Source organism: Streptomyces sp. NPDC001135, assembly GCF_053598395.1.
Genome location: NZ_JBSFKD010000026.1, coordinates 61,626 through 77,308 on the forward strand (window position 1 = coordinate 61,626; position 15,683 = coordinate 77,308).

14 protein-coding genes are annotated in these 15,683 nt (G+C 74.8%); 9 read left to right on the plus strand and 5 right to left on the minus strand.

Annotated elements, in window-relative coordinates:
- Positions 1-272 precede the first annotated feature (272 nt).
- Together ACWC94_RS28080 and ACWC94_RS28085 are read left to right on the plus strand one after the other, a co-directional pair.
- Entirely contained in the window at positions 273-842 is a 570-nt protein-coding gene (locus ACWC94_RS28080) for a helix-turn-helix domain-containing protein (RefSeq protein ID WP_450799892.1), read from the plus strand.
- A gap of 125 nt (positions 843-967) precedes the next feature.
- Entirely contained in the window at positions 968-1,690 is a 723-nt protein-coding gene (locus ACWC94_RS28085; protein ID WP_450800002.1) for a helical backbone metal receptor, read from the plus strand.
- On the opposite strand, the gene ACWC94_RS28090 is transcribed toward ACWC94_RS28085, so the two are convergent.
- The gene (locus ACWC94_RS28090; protein WP_450799893.1) at positions 1,602-2,768 is read right to left on the minus strand and encodes a TDT family transporter; all 1,167 of its coding nucleotides are present in this window, start codon (positions 2,766-2,768) and stop codon (positions 1,602-1,604) included. The two genes, ACWC94_RS28085 and ACWC94_RS28090, sit on opposite strands and share 89 nt — an antisense overlap.
- 70 nt (positions 2,769-2,838) lie before the next feature.
- Here ACWC94_RS28090 and ACWC94_RS28095 point away from each other — a divergent pair, with 70 nt between their 5' ends.
- A complete protein-coding gene (locus ACWC94_RS28095; protein WP_450799894.1) occupies positions 2,839-3,762 on the plus strand; it encodes a LysR family transcriptional regulator in 924 nt (307 codons plus the stop codon).
- Between the two features lie 252 nt (positions 3,763-4,014).
- Complete coding sequence (locus tag ACWC94_RS28100) at positions 4,015-4,968, plus strand: phosphotransferase (protein WP_450799896.1); 954 nt, start codon at positions 4,015-4,017, stop codon at positions 4,966-4,968.
- A 194-nt stretch (positions 4,969-5,162) separates the two neighbouring features.
- On the opposite strand, the gene ACWC94_RS28105 is transcribed toward ACWC94_RS28100, so the two are convergent.
- Both ACWC94_RS28105 and ACWC94_RS28110 read right to left on the minus strand, forming a co-directional pair.
- On the minus strand, positions 5,163-5,849 hold the full coding sequence (locus tag ACWC94_RS28105) for a gamma-glutamyl-gamma-aminobutyrate hydrolase family protein (RefSeq protein ID WP_450799897.1): 687 nt from the start codon (positions 5,847-5,849) through the stop codon (positions 5,163-5,165).
- Positions 5,850-5,901: 52 nt separating this feature from the next.
- Complete coding sequence (locus ACWC94_RS28110; protein WP_450799898.1) at positions 5,902-6,639, minus strand: FadR/GntR family transcriptional regulator; 738 nt, start codon at positions 6,637-6,639, stop codon at positions 5,902-5,904.
- 97 nt (positions 6,640-6,736) lie between these two features.
- Between ACWC94_RS28110 and ACWC94_RS28115 the strand changes: the two genes are divergently transcribed.
- The 3 genes from ACWC94_RS28115 to ACWC94_RS28125 are packed head-to-tail and all read left to right on the plus strand — an operon-like array spanning position 6,737 to position 10,280.
- Positions 6,737-8,101 carry a glutamine synthetase family protein gene (locus ACWC94_RS28115; RefSeq protein ID WP_450799899.1) on the plus strand — a complete coding sequence of 455 codons (1,365 nt, stop codon included), beginning with the start codon at positions 6,737-6,739 and terminating at the stop codon, positions 8,099-8,101.
- An 11-nt stretch (positions 8,102-8,112) separates the two neighbouring features.
- On the plus strand, positions 8,113-9,501 hold the full coding sequence (locus ACWC94_RS28120; RefSeq protein ID WP_450799900.1) for an aldehyde dehydrogenase family protein: 1,389 nt from the start codon (positions 8,113-8,115) through the stop codon (positions 9,499-9,501).
- A complete protein-coding gene (locus ACWC94_RS28125) occupies positions 9,498-10,280 on the plus strand; it encodes a 3-oxoacyl-ACP reductase (protein ID WP_450799901.1) in 783 nt (260 codons plus the stop codon). The genes ACWC94_RS28120 and ACWC94_RS28125 overlap by 4 nt, the downstream gene beginning before the upstream one ends.
- 11 nt (positions 10,281-10,291) lie before the next feature.
- On the opposite strand, the gene ACWC94_RS28130 is transcribed toward ACWC94_RS28125, so the two are convergent.
- Positions 10,292-11,494, minus strand: coding sequence for an amino acid deaminase/aldolase (locus ACWC94_RS28130; RefSeq protein WP_450799902.1), 1,203 nt, complete (start codon positions 11,492-11,494; stop codon positions 10,292-10,294).
- Positions 11,495-11,765: 271 nt separating this feature from the next.
- Here ACWC94_RS28130 and ACWC94_RS28135 point away from each other — a divergent pair, with 271 nt between their 5' ends.
- A complete protein-coding gene (locus ACWC94_RS28135; protein ID WP_450799903.1) occupies positions 11,766-13,658 on the plus strand; it encodes a hypothetical protein in 1,893 nt (630 codons plus the stop codon).
- On the plus strand, positions 13,655-14,842 hold the full coding sequence (gene mycP, locus ACWC94_RS28140) for a type VII secretion-associated serine protease mycosin (RefSeq protein WP_450799904.1): 1,188 nt from the start codon (positions 13,655-13,657) through the stop codon (positions 14,840-14,842). Before ACWC94_RS28135 ends, mycP begins: the two co-directional genes overlap by 4 nt.
- A gap of 103 nt (positions 14,843-14,945) precedes the next feature.
- On the opposite strand, the gene ACWC94_RS28145 is transcribed toward mycP, so the two are convergent.
- Positions 14,946-15,680, minus strand: a complete 735-nt coding sequence (locus tag ACWC94_RS28145) for a serine hydrolase (RefSeq protein WP_450799905.1) — start codon at positions 15,678-15,680, stop codon at positions 14,946-14,948.
- Positions 15,681-15,683 lie beyond the last annotated feature (3 nt).

Sequence of the window (15,683 nt, forward strand, 5' to 3'; positions counted from 1 at the left end):
TGTGTGTCATGACCGTTGGCCTGTGCGAAACCGCACGGCCCAGCTGGTCGGCATATTCACCCCCTCTGGGTACTCAGTACCAAGGGATCCCGAGGCCCCGTCACCGTGGCGCGAACCGTGAGGGTGAGGGCTTCGCGGCATGTCGGGGATGTGACAGGGGCGTGAAACGGTTTGCCGAACATGCGTAGGGTGCAGAGAAGTCATCAGAGAGGGTCCGCCCCGACCCGGGCACCCGGACAGCGGCACGACGAGCGAGGGAGGGAGCCGGAGCGATGGGCGACCACAAAGAGCAGCCCGTGCGGGTGGGCGCGGCCGTCCGGCGGCGCCGCCGGGCCCTGGAACTGACCCTCGCCGTCGTGGCCGAGCGCACCGGTCTGTCGGTGCCGTTCCTCAGCCAGGTCGAGAACGACCGGGCCCGTCCCAGCCGCACCTCACTGGAGAAGCTGGCCGACGCCCTGCGCACCACGGCCGTGGAACTCCTCGCCGCCGCCGACCCCGCGGCCAGCGTGGACGTCGTCCGCGCCGACCCGGCCGACCCGGACGACTTCGAGCCCCGCACCCGCTCCCTGGTGCGCGGCCACCATCAGCTGCACGCCTCCGAGTTCACCGGCGACCACGACGCCGGCCGCGAGTTCCAGCACCGCAACGACGAGCTGATGTACGTCGCCGACGGCGCGGTGGAGATAGAGGCCGAGGGGCGCGCGTACCGCCTCGGCCGCGGCGACACGTTGTACCTGACCGGTGGGGTACGGCATCGCTGGCGGGCGACGGTGCCGGACACGCGGGTGATCGTGGTGGCGGTGGCGGAACACATCGAGGCCGTTCAGGATCGGTCGCGTTAGGTCGTCGGTCGTCCGGAGATGTCGTCGTGGCTGGTCGCTCGCCCGAGTTCTCGGCTCCGCTCGAACCCGGGGGGACTCCCGTCGCGGCGGCAGCCGCACAGCGGACACAGCGCCGCGCCCCTTCGGTGAAGCGGATCGTGTCCTTGGTCCCCTCGCTGACGGAGGCTGTGGCACTGACGCTCCCCGGAGCCCTCGTGGGCGCCACCGACTGGTGCACCCGTCCGGGGGACCTGGACGTGACCCGGATCGGCGGGACCAAGAACCCGCAGCTCGACCGCGTCCTCGCCCTCGCCCCCGACCTGGTGATCGCCAACGAGGAGGAGAACCGCGCCCCCGACCTGGACGCCCTGCGCGCCGCCGGGTGTGACGTGCTGGTCACCGAGGTACGGAGCGTGTCGCAGGCGTTCGCCGAACTGGAACGGGTGCTCACGGCGTGCGGCGCGCCGGGCCGTCCGCGCTGGCTGGCGGAGTCCGAGGCGGCCTGGGCCTCCCTGCCCCGGCCCCCGGCCCGTACCACCGCCGTCGTACCGATCTGGCGACGGCCCTGGATGGTCCTCGGCCGGGACACCTTCGCCGGTGACGTCCTGACCCGGCTCGGCGTCGACCATCTCTACGCCGGCCACCCCGGGCGCTACCCCCGTGTGCCGCTGGAGGAGCTGCGCGCGGCGGCCCCGGACGTGGTGGTCCTGCCCGACGAGCCCTACCGCTTCACCGCCGACGACGGCCCGGAGGCCTTTCCCGGGCTGCCCTGCGCCCTGGTCAGCGGGCGGCACCTGACCTGGTACGGCCCGTCCCTGGCGGAGGCGCCGCGGGTGCTGGCCGGGGCGCTGCGAGCAGCTCGCCGCTGAGCAGGCCGCGCACGGTGCCGGCGGCGGCCGCCGACCAGGCGACCGTGAGGACGGCGTACAGCCCGACGGCCAGCCCGTCGTAGACCGCGAGACCGGTGCGCCGGGCGAGGACCGCGGCGCCGGTGACACACGTGCCCACCGGGAAGGTGAACGCCCACCAGGTCATCGCGAACCCCATGCCGTGCCGGCGGGCCCGCGCCACGTGCGCGGTCGCCAACGCCAGCCACAGCAGCGCGAACCCCATGACCGGCACCCCGTACAGCACGGCGAAGACGCCGAGGCCCCGGTCGTACGGGGCCGGTACGACCCCGGGAGCCGCGTCCGCGATCCGGCCGACCGCGGTGGTGGACTGCCCGAGCGGGCCCAGGACCAGGAACAGGGTCGGGGTGAGCGCGAGCGGCAGCGGGCCGGAGGTGACCAGCCGGGCGAAGACCAGCGGCAGCATCAGCAGCGTCGCGAACAGGCTCAGCCCGAACAGCGCGAAGCAGGCCAGCAGCAGGGTCTCGCGGGGCCGGCCCGGTGGCAGGTACGGCACCAGCAGCGGGCCGAGCGCGGCCGACACCATGGGCGCGACCAGCGGCAACAGCCACACCGGGGTCGCCTGTGCGGGCTGGACACGATGCCGTACGGCCATCAGGTACGGCACGGCCACGGCAGCCGTGAGCCCGACCGCCGTACCCGTGGTGAACAGCACGGTGTCCAGGGCGACGGCCGTGCCGGTGCCGAGCAGGCCCCGCCCGGCCGTCAGGGCGCCGCCGCCGACCGACAGCAGGGCCATGGACAGACAGCCGTAGAAGGGAGCCATGGCCGGGTCGAGGAGATCGGCGCGGGCCTGGTCGCGGTGGTGGGTCCAGTGCAGGGCCCGGACCGCCAGCAGGGCCACGAGCATGACCAGGGACAGCGCCCAGGCGCCCTCGAGGACATCGCGCAGTCCTTCATCGTGGGCGGGCAGCGCGACGCCGGCCGAGCCGAGGACGGCGGTGCCCATGACGCAGGCGTACCAGTTGGGGCCGAGACGGCGGACCCGGGCGGCGCGGGGGGCGGGGGTGACGGAAAGGTGCGGGGCTACGGTGACCACACCTCCACGGTCGCCCTGCCGCCCGCCCCTGACCAGGAGGTTCCGGCCTATGGGGGCATAAGCTGGTCTTATGAGTGAGGAGCAGGGGTCCCGAGAGCGCACGCAGTCACTGGCCCACCGGGTGCCGGACCTGGCCGCACTGGAGCTGCTGCTGGCGGTGGCGCGGCTGGGGAGCCTCGGGGCGGCGGCGCGCGAGGTCGGCATCACCCAGCCCGCCGCCAGCAGCCGGATCCGCTCCATGGAACGGCAGCTGGGCGTGGCCCTGGTCGACCGCTCGCCGCGCGGCTCCCGGCTCACGGACGCCGGTGCGCTGGTGACGGACTGGGCCCGCCGGGTCGTGGAGGCCGCGGCGGCCTTCGACGCGGGTGCGCGGGCGCTGCGCGACCGGCGGGACTCGCGTCTGAGGGTCGCGGCGAGCATGACCATCGCCGAGTACCTGCTGCCCGGCTGGCTCCTCGCGCTGCAGGCCCAGCGGCCCGACACGGCGGTGTCCCTCCTCGCCGGCAATTCGGCGAAGGTCGCGGAACTGCTGGAGTCCGGCGAGGCGGACCTCGGCTTCGTGGAGGGGCTGACGGTTCCGACGGGCCTGGACTCGGCGGTCATCGCCCACGACCGGCTGATCGTCGTCACCGCCCCCGGCCATCCGTGGGCCCGCCGCCGGCGTCCCCTGACGGCGCAGGAGCTGGCGGCCACCCCGCTGATCCTCCGTGAGCGCGGCTCCGGTACCCGCCAGGTCCTGGACGCGGCGCTCGGCGGCCTCGCCCGCCCCCTGATCGAGCTGTCCTCGACCACGGCGGTCAAGGCGTCGGCGGTCAGCGGTGCGGGCCCCTCGGTCCTCAGCGAGCTGGCGGTGGGGGAGGAGCTGTCGATGCGGCGCCTGGTCGGCATCCCGGTGGAAGGTGTCTGCCTGCGCCGCGAGTTGCGAGCGGTCTGGCCGACGGGGCACCGGCCGACGGGGCCCGCGCGGGAGTTGCTGTCGCTGACGCGGGGTTAGCGGAGGCCTCGCCTGCCCGTGCCGCCGCCGGCGCGCGACTGCCCGTAGCTGCGTGCCCGCCGCCGGGCGGCCCCGTGGGCGTCCCCGCGCCGCCGCCGGCTCCCGCCGCGGCCCCGACGCCCCCGTAAGGGAGCGCGGGGAACCGCGCGACCAGCCGCCGGGTACCGGACCCGGTGACGACGGCGCACTCCCCGCGGCGCCGAACCGAAATTCCGTGGCCAGGCCGCGCGGTGACCCAGCACCATGGCCGGCATGACTCTCACCGCCCCGCCCGCCGCAGGCGTCCGCGCCCCCTGGGAAGACCTGCCGGCCGCCGTCCGCGACGCCGTGGGCGAGATACTCGGCGCCCCGGTCGTACGGTCGCGGACGCAGCGTGGCGGTTTCTCGCCCGGCGTGGCCGCACGGGTGCGTACCGCCGCGGGCGGCACCGGCTTCGTCAAGGCGGTGAGCGCCGAGGCCAATGCGCACAGCCCCCGGCTGCACCGCCGCGAGGCACGCAACGCCGCCGCGCTCCCGGCCGCCGTACCCGCGCCCCGGCTGCTCGGGACGTACGACGACGGCACCTGGGTGGCTCTGGTCTTCGAGGAGGTGGCGGGGCGTCAGCCGCAGGTGCCCTGGCGGCCCGAGGAGTTGCGCCGGGTGCTCGACGCCGTGACCGTGCTCGCCCGCACCGGCACGCCGTGTCCCCTCGACGTCCCGTCCGTCGCCGAGGCCCTGGCCGAGGACTTCAGCGGCTGGCGCAGGCTCCTGGACGGTGCGGCCGGTGACGTGCGGGACCGGCTCGGTGCCTGGCCCGCCGCTCGTCTGCCCGACCTCGCCGCACTGGAAGCCCGCTGGGCCGAGGGCGCCTCGGGGGACACCCTGACCCATGGCGACCTGCGCGCGGACAACGTGCTGCTCACGGACGAGGGCGGCGTCGTCCTCGTCGACTGGCCGCACGCCCTGCGCGCCGCCCCCTGGTTCGACCTGCTCGTCCTGCTGCCGTGCGTGCGGGCGCAGGGCGGACCCGATCCCGAGGAGGTCTTCACCGCGCACCCGCTGGGCCGGGACGCCGACCCGGACGCCGTGACCGCCGCGCTGGCCGCCCTCACGGGGTACTTCCTGCGCAGCTCCCTGAATCCGCCGCCCCCGGGCCTGCCCACCCTGCGCCCCTTCCAGCGTGCCCAGGGCGACGCCGCCCTGGGGTGGCTCAGAAAGCGGCTGTGAAGCGGAGCGCCCCGAAGGTGCGCGGGGCCGTGCGTGATGTGCGGCTACCGCCGCGACGGGGGTCCCCCGGGGTCGAGCGGAGCCGAGGACCTGGGGAAGCGACCAGCCGGGACGGCGCCGCAGTCGACATGCGGCCGGGGTCCGGCCGCAGGGCAGCGCACCCGTGCGCCGCGTGTCCCGCGGCGCTGTTCCGCTCAGCCGGCGGCAGCGACCAGCGCCCGCATCACACGCAGGTCCTCGCCCATCTCGGGGTGCCACTGCACGCCGAGCACCCAGCCCCGGTCGGCCGGCAGCTCGACCGCCTCCACCGTGCCGTCCGCCGCGTAGGCGGAGGGCACCAGTCCCGTGCCCAGCCGGTCCACGGCCTGGTGGTGGTAGGTGGGCACGGTCGTCTCCTCCGGGACGATCCCGGCGTACCGGCTGCCCGGCACCGGCTTCACCGGGTGGCCGCCGAACACGCCGACCACGTCCGCGTGTCCCGCCAGGTGCTGCACCAGTGTCCCGCCGAGTGCCACGTTCAGCAGCTGCATGCCCCGGCAGACGCCCAGCAGCGGCGTCCCCGCGGCCAGGGCGGCCCCGATCAGGGCGAGTTCCCAGGCGTCGCGGGCCGGGGCGGGCGGGCCCGTGCGGGGGTCCCGCTCGGCACCGTACCGCGACGGGTCCACGTCCGGGCCGCCCGCGATCACCAGCCCGTCGAGCCGGGCCACCGCCGCCGCCGCCCGCTCGGGCGCGTCCGGCGGCAGCAGTGCGGCCAGTCCGCCCGCCCGCTGCACCAGCCGCGGGTAGGCGGCGGGCAGCAGGGCCGCCTCCAGTTCCCACACGCCCCAGCGGGCACCGGTCTCCAGATACGTGCTCACGCCGATCAACGGCTGTCCGGTCACGCCGCCCTCCCAGTCATCCAAAGGTGTCCACGGATACCTTTGCAGAGCGGGGTCATGTCAGGAAGCCCCGGAGCAGCGCCGCCGTGCCCGCGCAGTGCTCGCGCATCATCTCCCGCGCGCCGTCCGCGTCCCCGTCCAGCACCGCCTCCACCAGTGCGGTGTGCTGGCGCTGCGAGTGCTCCAGGTTGCGCACCAGCAGCGGGATGCAGTCGAGCAGGTCGTTGACGGTGGCCCGGACCGCCGCGTACTGCGCGGTCAGGGAGGGGGAGCCGCACAGCTCGGCCAGGGTCAGGTGCAGCAGGGTGTCCGCCCGGCGGTAGTCCGCCAGCGGGGCCTCGTGGGTGCGGTCCAGTGCCTCGCGCAGCCGGTCCGCCTGCTCCCCGGTCAGTCCGTGCGTCGCGCACAGCCCGGCCGCCCCCACCTCCAGGACCTCGCGGAACCGCAGGACGTCCTCGACGTCGACCTCGGCGATCCGGCGCCGCAGCTCGTCCTCGCCGCCGGCGTCCGTGCGCGGCAGCACGAACGTTCCGCCGTAGCGCCCGCGCCGTGCCTCCACCAGTCCCTGGTCCTGCAGGACCTTCAGCACCTCGCGCAGTGTCACCCGGCTGATCCCGAGCCGCTCCGCCAGCTCCCGCTCGGCCGGCAGCCGCTCCCCGCCCGGCACCAGGCCGAGCCGCACCACCTGGAGGATCTGCTCCAGCGCCTCCTCGAAGCCGTTGCCCGCCCGCACCGGCCGCAGCACCGGAGCGAGCCGGTCACCCACCCCCTGAGTGTCGCTCTCCCAGGACATCCGGCCGTACCCCCTTCCCAAGCAATGGTTCTGAGCAATACCTTATGGCTCCCGGCCCGGCCGAAAAAAGCGCGAAGGCGCCGAAGGAGGCTCTCCCGTGGCAGACCGCACACCCCCGCTCAGTGTCGAGGAACTGCACGCCCTCGTCGCGAGCGGTGAGATCGACACTGTCGTCCTGGCCTTCCCCGATATGCAAGGGCGCCTCCAGGGCAAGCGGTTCGCCGCCCGCTTCTTCCTCGACGAGGTCCTGCACCACGGCACCGAGGGCTGCAACTACCTCCTCGCCGTCGACACCGAGATGAACACCGTCGACGGCTACGCGATGTCCTCCTGGGACCGCGGCTACGGCGACTTCGCCATGCGCCCGGACCTCGCCACCCTGCGCCGCATCCCCTGGCACCCCGGCACCGCCCTGCTCGCGGCGGACCTCGCCTGGGCCGACGGCTCCCCGGTGGTCGCCGCCCCGCGCCAGATCCTGCGCCGCCAGCTGGACCGCCTCGCCGAACTCGGCTACACCGCCCAGGTCGGCACCGAGCTGGAGTTCATCGTCTTCAAGGACAGCTACGAGGAGGCGTGGGACGCGGGCTACCGGGGACTCACGCCCGCCAACCAGTACAACATCGACTACTCCATCCTCGGCACCGGCCGCATCGAGCCCCTGCTGCGCCGCCTGCGCAACGACATGGCGGGCGCCGGCCTCACCGTCGAGTCCGCCAAGGGCGAGTGCAACCCCGGCCAGCACGAGATCACCTTCCGTTACGACGAGGCCCTCGTCACCTGCGACCAGCACGCGCTGTACAAGACCGGCGCCAAGGAGATCGCCGCCCAGGAAGGCGTCTCGATCACCTTCATGGCCAAGTACAACGAGCGCGAGGGCAACTCCTGCCACATCCACCTCTCACTCGCCGACGCCGACGGCAACAACGCCATGGCGGGGGACGGCGAGGGCGGGATGTCCGAGGTCATGCGGCACTTCCTCGCCGGACAGCTCGCCGCCCTGCGCGACTTCTCGCTCCTCTACGCCCCGAACATCAACTCCTACAAGCGGTTCCAGCCGGGCTCCTTCGCCCCCACCGCCGTCGCCTGGGGCCACGACAACCGCACCTGCGCCCTGCGCGTGGTCGGCCACGGCCGCTCCCTGCGCTTCGAGAACCGCCTCCCCGGCGGCGACGTCAACCCCTACCTCGCCGTCGCGGGGCTGGTCGCGGCCGGCCTGTACGGCATCGAGCACAAACTCGAACTCCCCGAACCCTGTGCGGGCAACGCCTACGCCGCCGGTCTCGAGCACGTCCCGACCACCCTCCGGGAGGCCGCCGAACTCTGGGAGAACAGCGCCGTGGCCAAGGCCGCCTTCGGCGACGAGGTCGTGGCCCACTACCGCAACATGGCGCGCGTCGAACTGGACGCCTTCGACGCCGCGGTCACCGACTGGGAGCTGCGCCGCTCCTTCGAACGCCTGTGAAAGGTCACCACGTGTCCGACCCGCACGAGCTCGTCGTCCTCAACCCCGCCACCGAAGAGGTCGTCGCCACCGTCCCCGCCGCGACCGAGGAGGACGTGGCCGCCGCCGTCGTACGGGCCACGCGCGCCCAGACCGGATGGGCCGCCCTCGCCCCCGCCGACCGCGCCCGGCTGCTGCGCCGCTTCGCGGACGTGGTCGACGCCCACCTCGAGGAACTCGCCCAGCTGGAGGTCCGCGAGGCCGGCCACACCGTCGGCAACGCCCGCTGGGAGGCCGGCAACGCCCGTGACCTGCTGCTGTACGCGGCCGGCGGCGCCGAACGCCTCCTCGGCAAGCAGATCCCGGTGCCCGGCGGCTGGAACGTCACCTTCCAGGAACCCCTGGGGGTGGTGGGTGTGATCGCCCCCTGGAACTTCCCCATGCCGATCGCCGCCTGGGGCTCCTTCCCGGCGCTGGCTGCCGGCAACGCGGTCGTCCTCAAGCCCGCCGAGACCACCCCGCTCACCGCGCTCCGCCTCGCCGAACTCGCCCTTGAGGCGGGCCTGCCCGAGCACGTCCTCCAGGTGCTGCCCGGTCACGGCCACACCGCCGGACGCGCGCTGGTCGACCACCCCGACGTCGCCAAGATCGTGTTCACCGGCTCCACCCGCACCGGCCGCGAGGTCATGGAGCGCTGCGCGAGGCTCGTCAAGCCGGTCACCCTCGAACTGGGCGGCAAGAGCCCCAACGTCGTCTTCGCCGACGCCGACCTGAAGGCCGCCCTCGACCCCTTCTCCTTCCTGGACAACTCCGGCCAGGACTGCTGCGCCCGCACCCGCGTCCTCGTCCAGGAGACGGTGTTCGAGGAGGCCCGCGCGTTCCTCGCCGACGCCCTCGCCTCCGTCGTCGTGGGCGACCCGGCCGACGAGAAGACCCAGATGGGCCCGCTGATCTCCGGTCAGCAGCTGGAGCGCGTACGGTCGTACGTCCCCGAGGACGCCCCCGCCCTGCGCGGCAGCGCCCCCGACGGCCCGGGCTTCTGGTTCCCGCCGACGGTCCTGACGGAGGAGCGGCCGGACAGCCGGGCGGCCCGCGAGGAGATCTTCGGCCCCGTCGCCGTCCTCCTCCCCTTCACCGACGAACAGGACGCCATCCGCCTCGCCAACGACACCCCCTACGGCCTGTCCGGCTCCCTGTGGACCCGGGACCTCGGCCGCGCCCTGCGCGTCTCCCAGGCCGTCCGCGCGGGCAACCTGTCCGTGAACTCCCACTCCAGCGTCCGCTACTGGACCCCGTTCGGCGGCTACAAGCAGTCCGGCCTCGGCCGTGAACTCGGCCCCGACGCCCTGACCGCCTTCACCGAGACCAAGAACGTCTTCATCAGCAACGTCTCCCCCAGCACGGAGGGCTCCGCACAGTGACCGACAACAGTGTTTGCCGCCGCCTGGCCGGCCGTACCGCCGTCGTGACCGGAGCCGGCAGCGGCATCGGCCTCGCCACCGCCCGCCGGCTCGCCTCCGAAGGCGCCCACGTCGTCTGCGCGGACGTGGACGAGGCCCGCGGCAAGGCCGCTGCCGACGAGACCGGCGGACTCTTCGTGAAGGTCGACGTCACCGACCCCGAACAGGTGGAGGCGCTGTTCAAGACGGCGTACGACACCTACGGCAGCGTCGACATCGCCTTCAACAACGCCGGGATCTCCCCGCCCGACGACGACTCCATCCTGGAGACCGGCCTGGAGGCCTGGAAGCGGGTCCAGGAGGTCAACCTCACCTCGGTCTACCTGTGCTGCAAGGCCGCCATCCCCTACATGCGCCGCCAGGGCAAGGGGTCCATCATCAACACCGCGTCCTTCGTGGCGCGGATGGGCGCGGCGACGAGTCAGATCTCGTACACGGCCTCCAAGGGCGGCGTGCTGGCCATGTCCCGCGAGCTGGGCGTGCAGTTCGCCCGGGAGGGCATCCGCGTCAACGCCCTCTGCCCGGGCCCGGTCAACACCCCGCTCCTGCAGGAGCTGTTCGCCAAGGACCCCGAGCGGGCCGCCCGCCGCCTCGTGCACATCCCGGTCGGCCGGTTCGCCGAGGCCGAGGAGATCGCCGCCGCCGTCGCCTTCCTGGCCAGCGACGACTCCTCCTTCGTCAACGCCACCGACTTCCTGGTGGACGGCGGGATCGCGGGCGCGTACGTCACGCCCCTGTAGGACGCGCCCCGTCAGAGGAAGGTGTACCCCTCACCGCGGTAGGTGGGCACGGTCGCGGTGACCGTGTCCCCCTCGATCAGGTGCAGGGCGTCGAACCGCTCGCACAGCTCGCCCGCCTTGGCGTGCCGGAACCACACCTTGTCGCCGATGAGGAGGTCGTCGGCGGGCGAGCCGAGCAGCGGGGTCTGCACCTCGCCGGGACCTTCCTGCGGGTCGTAGGCCAGCCCCTCCGGCAGATACGGCACCGGAAGCCGGTCGGGGCCGGCGGCGCCGGAGGCCGGATAGCCACCGCCGAGCACGGTGACGACCCCGACCCCCGGCCGCCGTACGACGGGCTGGGCGAACAGGGCCGCCGGACGGCCGGTGAACGACGTGTAGTTGTCGAAGAGCCGGGGCACGTACAGCCCCGAACCGGCCGCTACCTCCGTCACGGCGTCCTCGGCGGCGGTGTGCTGCACACTTCCCGTGCCGCCGCCGTTGACGAACTCCAGGCCGGGGACGACGGCCCGTACCGCGCGCACGACCGCCGCCCGCCGCTCGGCCAGCTCACGGCGCGCGGCGGCCTGCATCAGCCGGATCGCCCGGGACCTGAACGGCCGCCCGGCCACCGCGTCCCCGACACCGGCGACGTGCCCCTCGTACGCCATGATCCCCACCAGCCGGAAGCCCGGCCGCCGGGCCACCGAGTGGGCCAGCTCGGCGAGTTGGGCGGGGGAGTGCAGCGGAGAGCGCCGCGCCCCGACCCGGATGCGACCGCCCAGCAGCTTCAGCGAGGTGTCCAACTCCAGGCAGACACGCACCACTTCACGTCCGCCGTCCCGGGCGGCGTCGATCAGGTCGAGGTGCGCGGGATCGTCCACCATCACGGTCACCGCACCGGCGAGCTTGGGATCGGCGGCCAGCTCCGCGAAGCCGGCCCGGTCGGCGGACGGATAGGCCAGCAGGACGTCGTCGAACCCGGACCGGGCGAGCCACAGCGACTCGGCCAGCGTGAACGACATGATGCCCTGGAAGCCGTCCCTGGCCAGGACTCGCTCCAGCAGGGCCCGGCAGCGCACGGACTTGCTGGCGACCCGGACCGGCTTGCCGGCGGCCCGGCGCACGAGATCGGCCGCGTTGGCGTCGAAGGCGTCCAGGTCCACGATGGCGCAAGGGGCGGGGAGATGGGCGGTGGCCCGGTCGTAACGGGCCCGGTCGGCGGGGCGCGCAGTCATGACGGAAGCCTGCCAGAAGGGATTACCGCAGGGTAGGGGGACGTTCCGGGCAGATGCCCCGGTGCCGCGGACTGGTTCTGATTCTGGCCCGGACAACCCGTAGAGTGACGCGCACGCACGGCGGAACGCGACCGGCCGCTTCACCTGAACCGGGATGCCGATCCGGCCGTACGGGTATGCGTGCCCGGGACGCAGCTTGCGCCGGGTGCGGCCGAGCAGCGCAGCGGCCCGCGTACGTGAGACGGCCCGGGCACGAGGAAACGGGGGGTGCATGAGCACGGAAGCGCGCCGCGCACCCATCCCCCCGCGCCCCTCCACCCCGCCGCGCCCGTCGACTCCGCCCGGCCGCCCGGCGGACACCGGCGCCGAACCGCTCGCACAGGACGCACACCGGCGCCCGCCGGCATCCGGCCCGGCTCCTGCCCACGCGACTCCCGTCCGCACGCCCGACCCGGCCCCGCCCGGGGACCCCGACGACGAGCCGTCGGTCTTCACCCCTCGCGCTCCCCGCCCGCCCGCCGCGGGCGATGGCGCGGCTTTCGCCGGGCGGTCGGGGGGCGACAGCTCGTCCTCCGGTGAAGACCTGGTGCGTGAGGGCCTGTCCTTCACAGGGGGTGGCCCCACGCGTGACGGCCGGGCGTCCGCCGCGGGGTTCGCGCGTCGTGGTTCGGCTTCTGCGGGGCGGTCGGGGGGCGACGGCTCGCTCTCCGACGGCGGTGTCGACGACCGGCCCTCCGCCGCCGGTACCGTGCGCGACGGCAGGCCGGCCGGCGGTGACTCCGGGCGTGGTGACCGGCCGGCCGGCGGGCGGGCCGTGCGTGAGGGGCGGCTGTCGGGTGGGGTCTCCGGGGGCGGGGCCGGCGCGCGTACCCGGTATCCGGTGGTGCCCGAGGTCGCCGAGACCGCGAGTCCGCCTCCGCCGCCCGCCTCGGCCCGGTTCCCCGACGCTCCGCCCCGCACGGGGCGTGCGGTCCCCGGCCCGGCGTCCCGGCGCCCGGGAGCGCCGGCGGAGACCTCCTCGGAGACGACCGCCCGGCTCCGCCCGGTCACCGCCGCGGAGACCACGACCCGGCTCCGGCCGGTCACCGAGTCCCCGGTGCCCCGCAGCACCGGCGCCGCCTCCGCGCCCGCCGCGCCGCAGCCCCGGGGCTCCGGCGGCTCGCCCGCGCCCGCCGCGCACGGCGGTGAGCGCCGTACCGCCGCCGCATCCGTCCCCCGTGGCCCCGCGGCGTCCGCCGGGCGCGCGCAGGCGGGCGCGTGGAGTCCCATGGCCCCCGCCCACCCCGTCGGACCGCCGACGCACACGGGCTCGGCCGGGCCCGACCCGGCGCTGGCCTGGAGCGCCGCGGCGGCCGCGCGCCCGGTCGTGTCGTTCGCGGAGCCCGAGGGCTTCGGCGAGCCCGCCCGGCACCGGGTGGGCTCCCGCACCCTCGCCGCTGCCGCCTGCCTCGTGCTCGGCCTCGGTCTCATCGGCGGTGCCGTGACCGGGAGCTGGCTCACCGGCGACGACGGGGACAACGCCTCCGGCGACCACTTCGCCACCGCCGGGACGCTCTGGCACAACGCGCCCGTGGACGAGCTCTTCCCGCTCACCGTCCAGGGCACGGGCGCCGGACCCGGCGGCGCCGACCGCACCTGGACCAGGATCGCCGTGGCCCCGGACGGCGGCTGCGCCCACGCCTTCGACCCGCTGCTGCAGAAGGTCCTCGCCCCCGTCGGCTGCCAGCGGCTGCTGCGGGCCACCTACACCGACGCCACCCAGAGCTACGTCACCACCGTCGGCCTGCTGTTCACCAAGGCCGACCCGGCCGCCATGTCCGCCCTGGCCCACCGTTTCCACACCGAGCGCCTGGACCGGCGCGCCGATCTGATGCCCCGCCCGTACCCGGCCAAGGGCACCCCCGCGGCGGCCTTCGGCGACAAGCAGCGCGCCTCCTGGACCATCTCCGTCCTCACCGACGCCCCCGTCGTCGCCTACGCCGTCTCCGGCTGGGCCGACGGCCGCCGCGTCGACGCGCCCCAGCCCGCCGCCGACGCCGTGAGCGCCGGTGCGACCACCGCACCGGCCCAGGCCGGTCTCGGCAACGAGGCCCAGGGCCTGGCCGACCGCGTCGGGCGGCGCCTGCGCCAGAGCATCGGCACGGCCACGGAGACACCCTCATGAGGCGATCGATATGCGGCCGCCGCCGCGTGGACCCGACCGGAGCGGCGGTGAGCCTGCTGCTCGCCGGCGCCCTCGCCCTGCTGCCGTCCACCGCCGCCCACGCCGACGGCATCCGCGCCCAGCAGTGGGCCCTGTCGGCGCTGAACCTGGACGAGGCCTGGCGCACCACCAAGGGCAGCGGCGTCACCGTCGCCGTCCTGGACACCGGCGTCGAGGCCGACCACCCCGACCTCGCCGGCAACGTCCTGCCCGCCAAGGACATGATCGGCTTCGGCGCCAGACAGGGCGACCGCGCGTGGGCCCGGCACGGCACGGCCATGGCCGGCATCATCGCCGGGCACGGACACGGCCCGGGCGGCACCGCCGGTGTCATGGGCGTCGCTCCCGAGGCGAAGATCCTGCCCGTGCGCGTGATCCTGGAGGACGGCGACCCCGCCCGGACCAAGGCCCGTACCGACCGCGGCAACGCCCTCGCCGACGGCATCCGCTGGGCCGCCGACCACGGCGCCGACGTCATCAACCTCTCCCTCGGTGACGACTCGAACTCCGCGCACCCCGAGCCGAGCGAGGACGAGGCCGTCCAGTACGCCCTGAAGAAGGGCGTGGTGGTCGTCGCCTCCGCGGGCAACGGCGGCGACAAGGGCGACCACGTCTCCTACCCGGCCGCCTACCCCGGTGTCATCGCCGCCACCGCCGTCGACCGCTTCGACACCCGCGCCTCCTTCTCGACCCGTCGCTGGTACGCGGCGGTCAGCGCCCCCGGTGTCAACGTGGTCATCGCCGACCCCGACCACAAGTACTACGAGGGCTGGGGCACCTCGGCCGCCTCCGCGTTCGTCTCCGGCGCCGCGGCCCTGATCAAGGCCGCCCACCCGGACCTGAGCCCGGCCCAGATCAAGACGCTCCTGGAGGACACCGCCCGGGACGCGCCGGTCGGCGGCCGGGACGACTCCCGCGGCTTCGGCATGATCGACCCGGCGGCGGCGCTGCGGGCGGCCGGGCGTCTGAAGCCGCGGAGCCTGCGTGCGGCGTCGTACGGCGAGAAGTACTTCGGCCCCGGCCCGGACGCCGCCGAGGCCGCCTCCTCGGCCTCCGACTGGGCGGGCCCGCTGGCCGGCGGTGCCGGCGGGGTCCTCCTGGTGGCGGGCGCGGTGCTGTGGCGGGGCCGCAGGCGGACGGCCTGACACCCCGGACCGTCCGGCCTCGGCGAGTACCTCGTCGGCACGTGCCGCATCGCCAGGTGCCGCACCGGCAAGTGCCGTACCGGCAAGTGGCGTGGAACCCGGATCACTTGCCGGTGAACGCCGACACCGCCGCCCGCGCCGCCGCCTCCACCAGCGCGATGCCCTCCGGCCGGCTCGCCGTGCCCTTCGACAGCACGGCCACCAGGTAGTCGGTGCCGTCCACCGTCACCCGCCCGATGCTGTTCACATCCCACAGCCCCGTCGTGCCGCGCGCCAGCCAGCCGTTCTTCAGCGCCCAGGAGCTGTTCTCCGCGGCGGCCGACACGCCCCACTGCTGGTCCGCCTCGACCGACTTCATCAACCCCTGCACATACGTCCGCGAGGCCGCGCTCAGCTCGGATTCCTCGCCGAACACCTGCCGCAGCAGCCGGAGTTGGTCGGCGGCCGTGGTCTGTGTCAGCCCCCACAGCCCGCCCTCGCCCCCGGAGGTCGAGGTCAGCCCGAAGCGCTTGTTCGCCGTGTCCAGGCCGTCCGCCCGTCCGATCGTGTGCCACAGCGCCGTCGCGGACGCGTTGTCGCTGTTCTCGATCATCTTCGTGGCGTACGCCTGCTCGGCCGCCGTCAGCCGCCGGCCCGCGTCCTGCGCCTGGAGCAGCAGCGTGGCCAGGATGTCGACCTTGACGATGCTCGCCGTGTCGAAGGCCCCGTCCCCGTACGCGGCGCTCTCCCCGGAGTCCACCGCCAGCACCGCCGCCGACACCCGCGCGCCCGCCGGCACCCTCACCCCCGTCATCGCCCTGCCCAGCAGCGCGTCCCGGTCCACCGCCGGCTCCGTCACGGA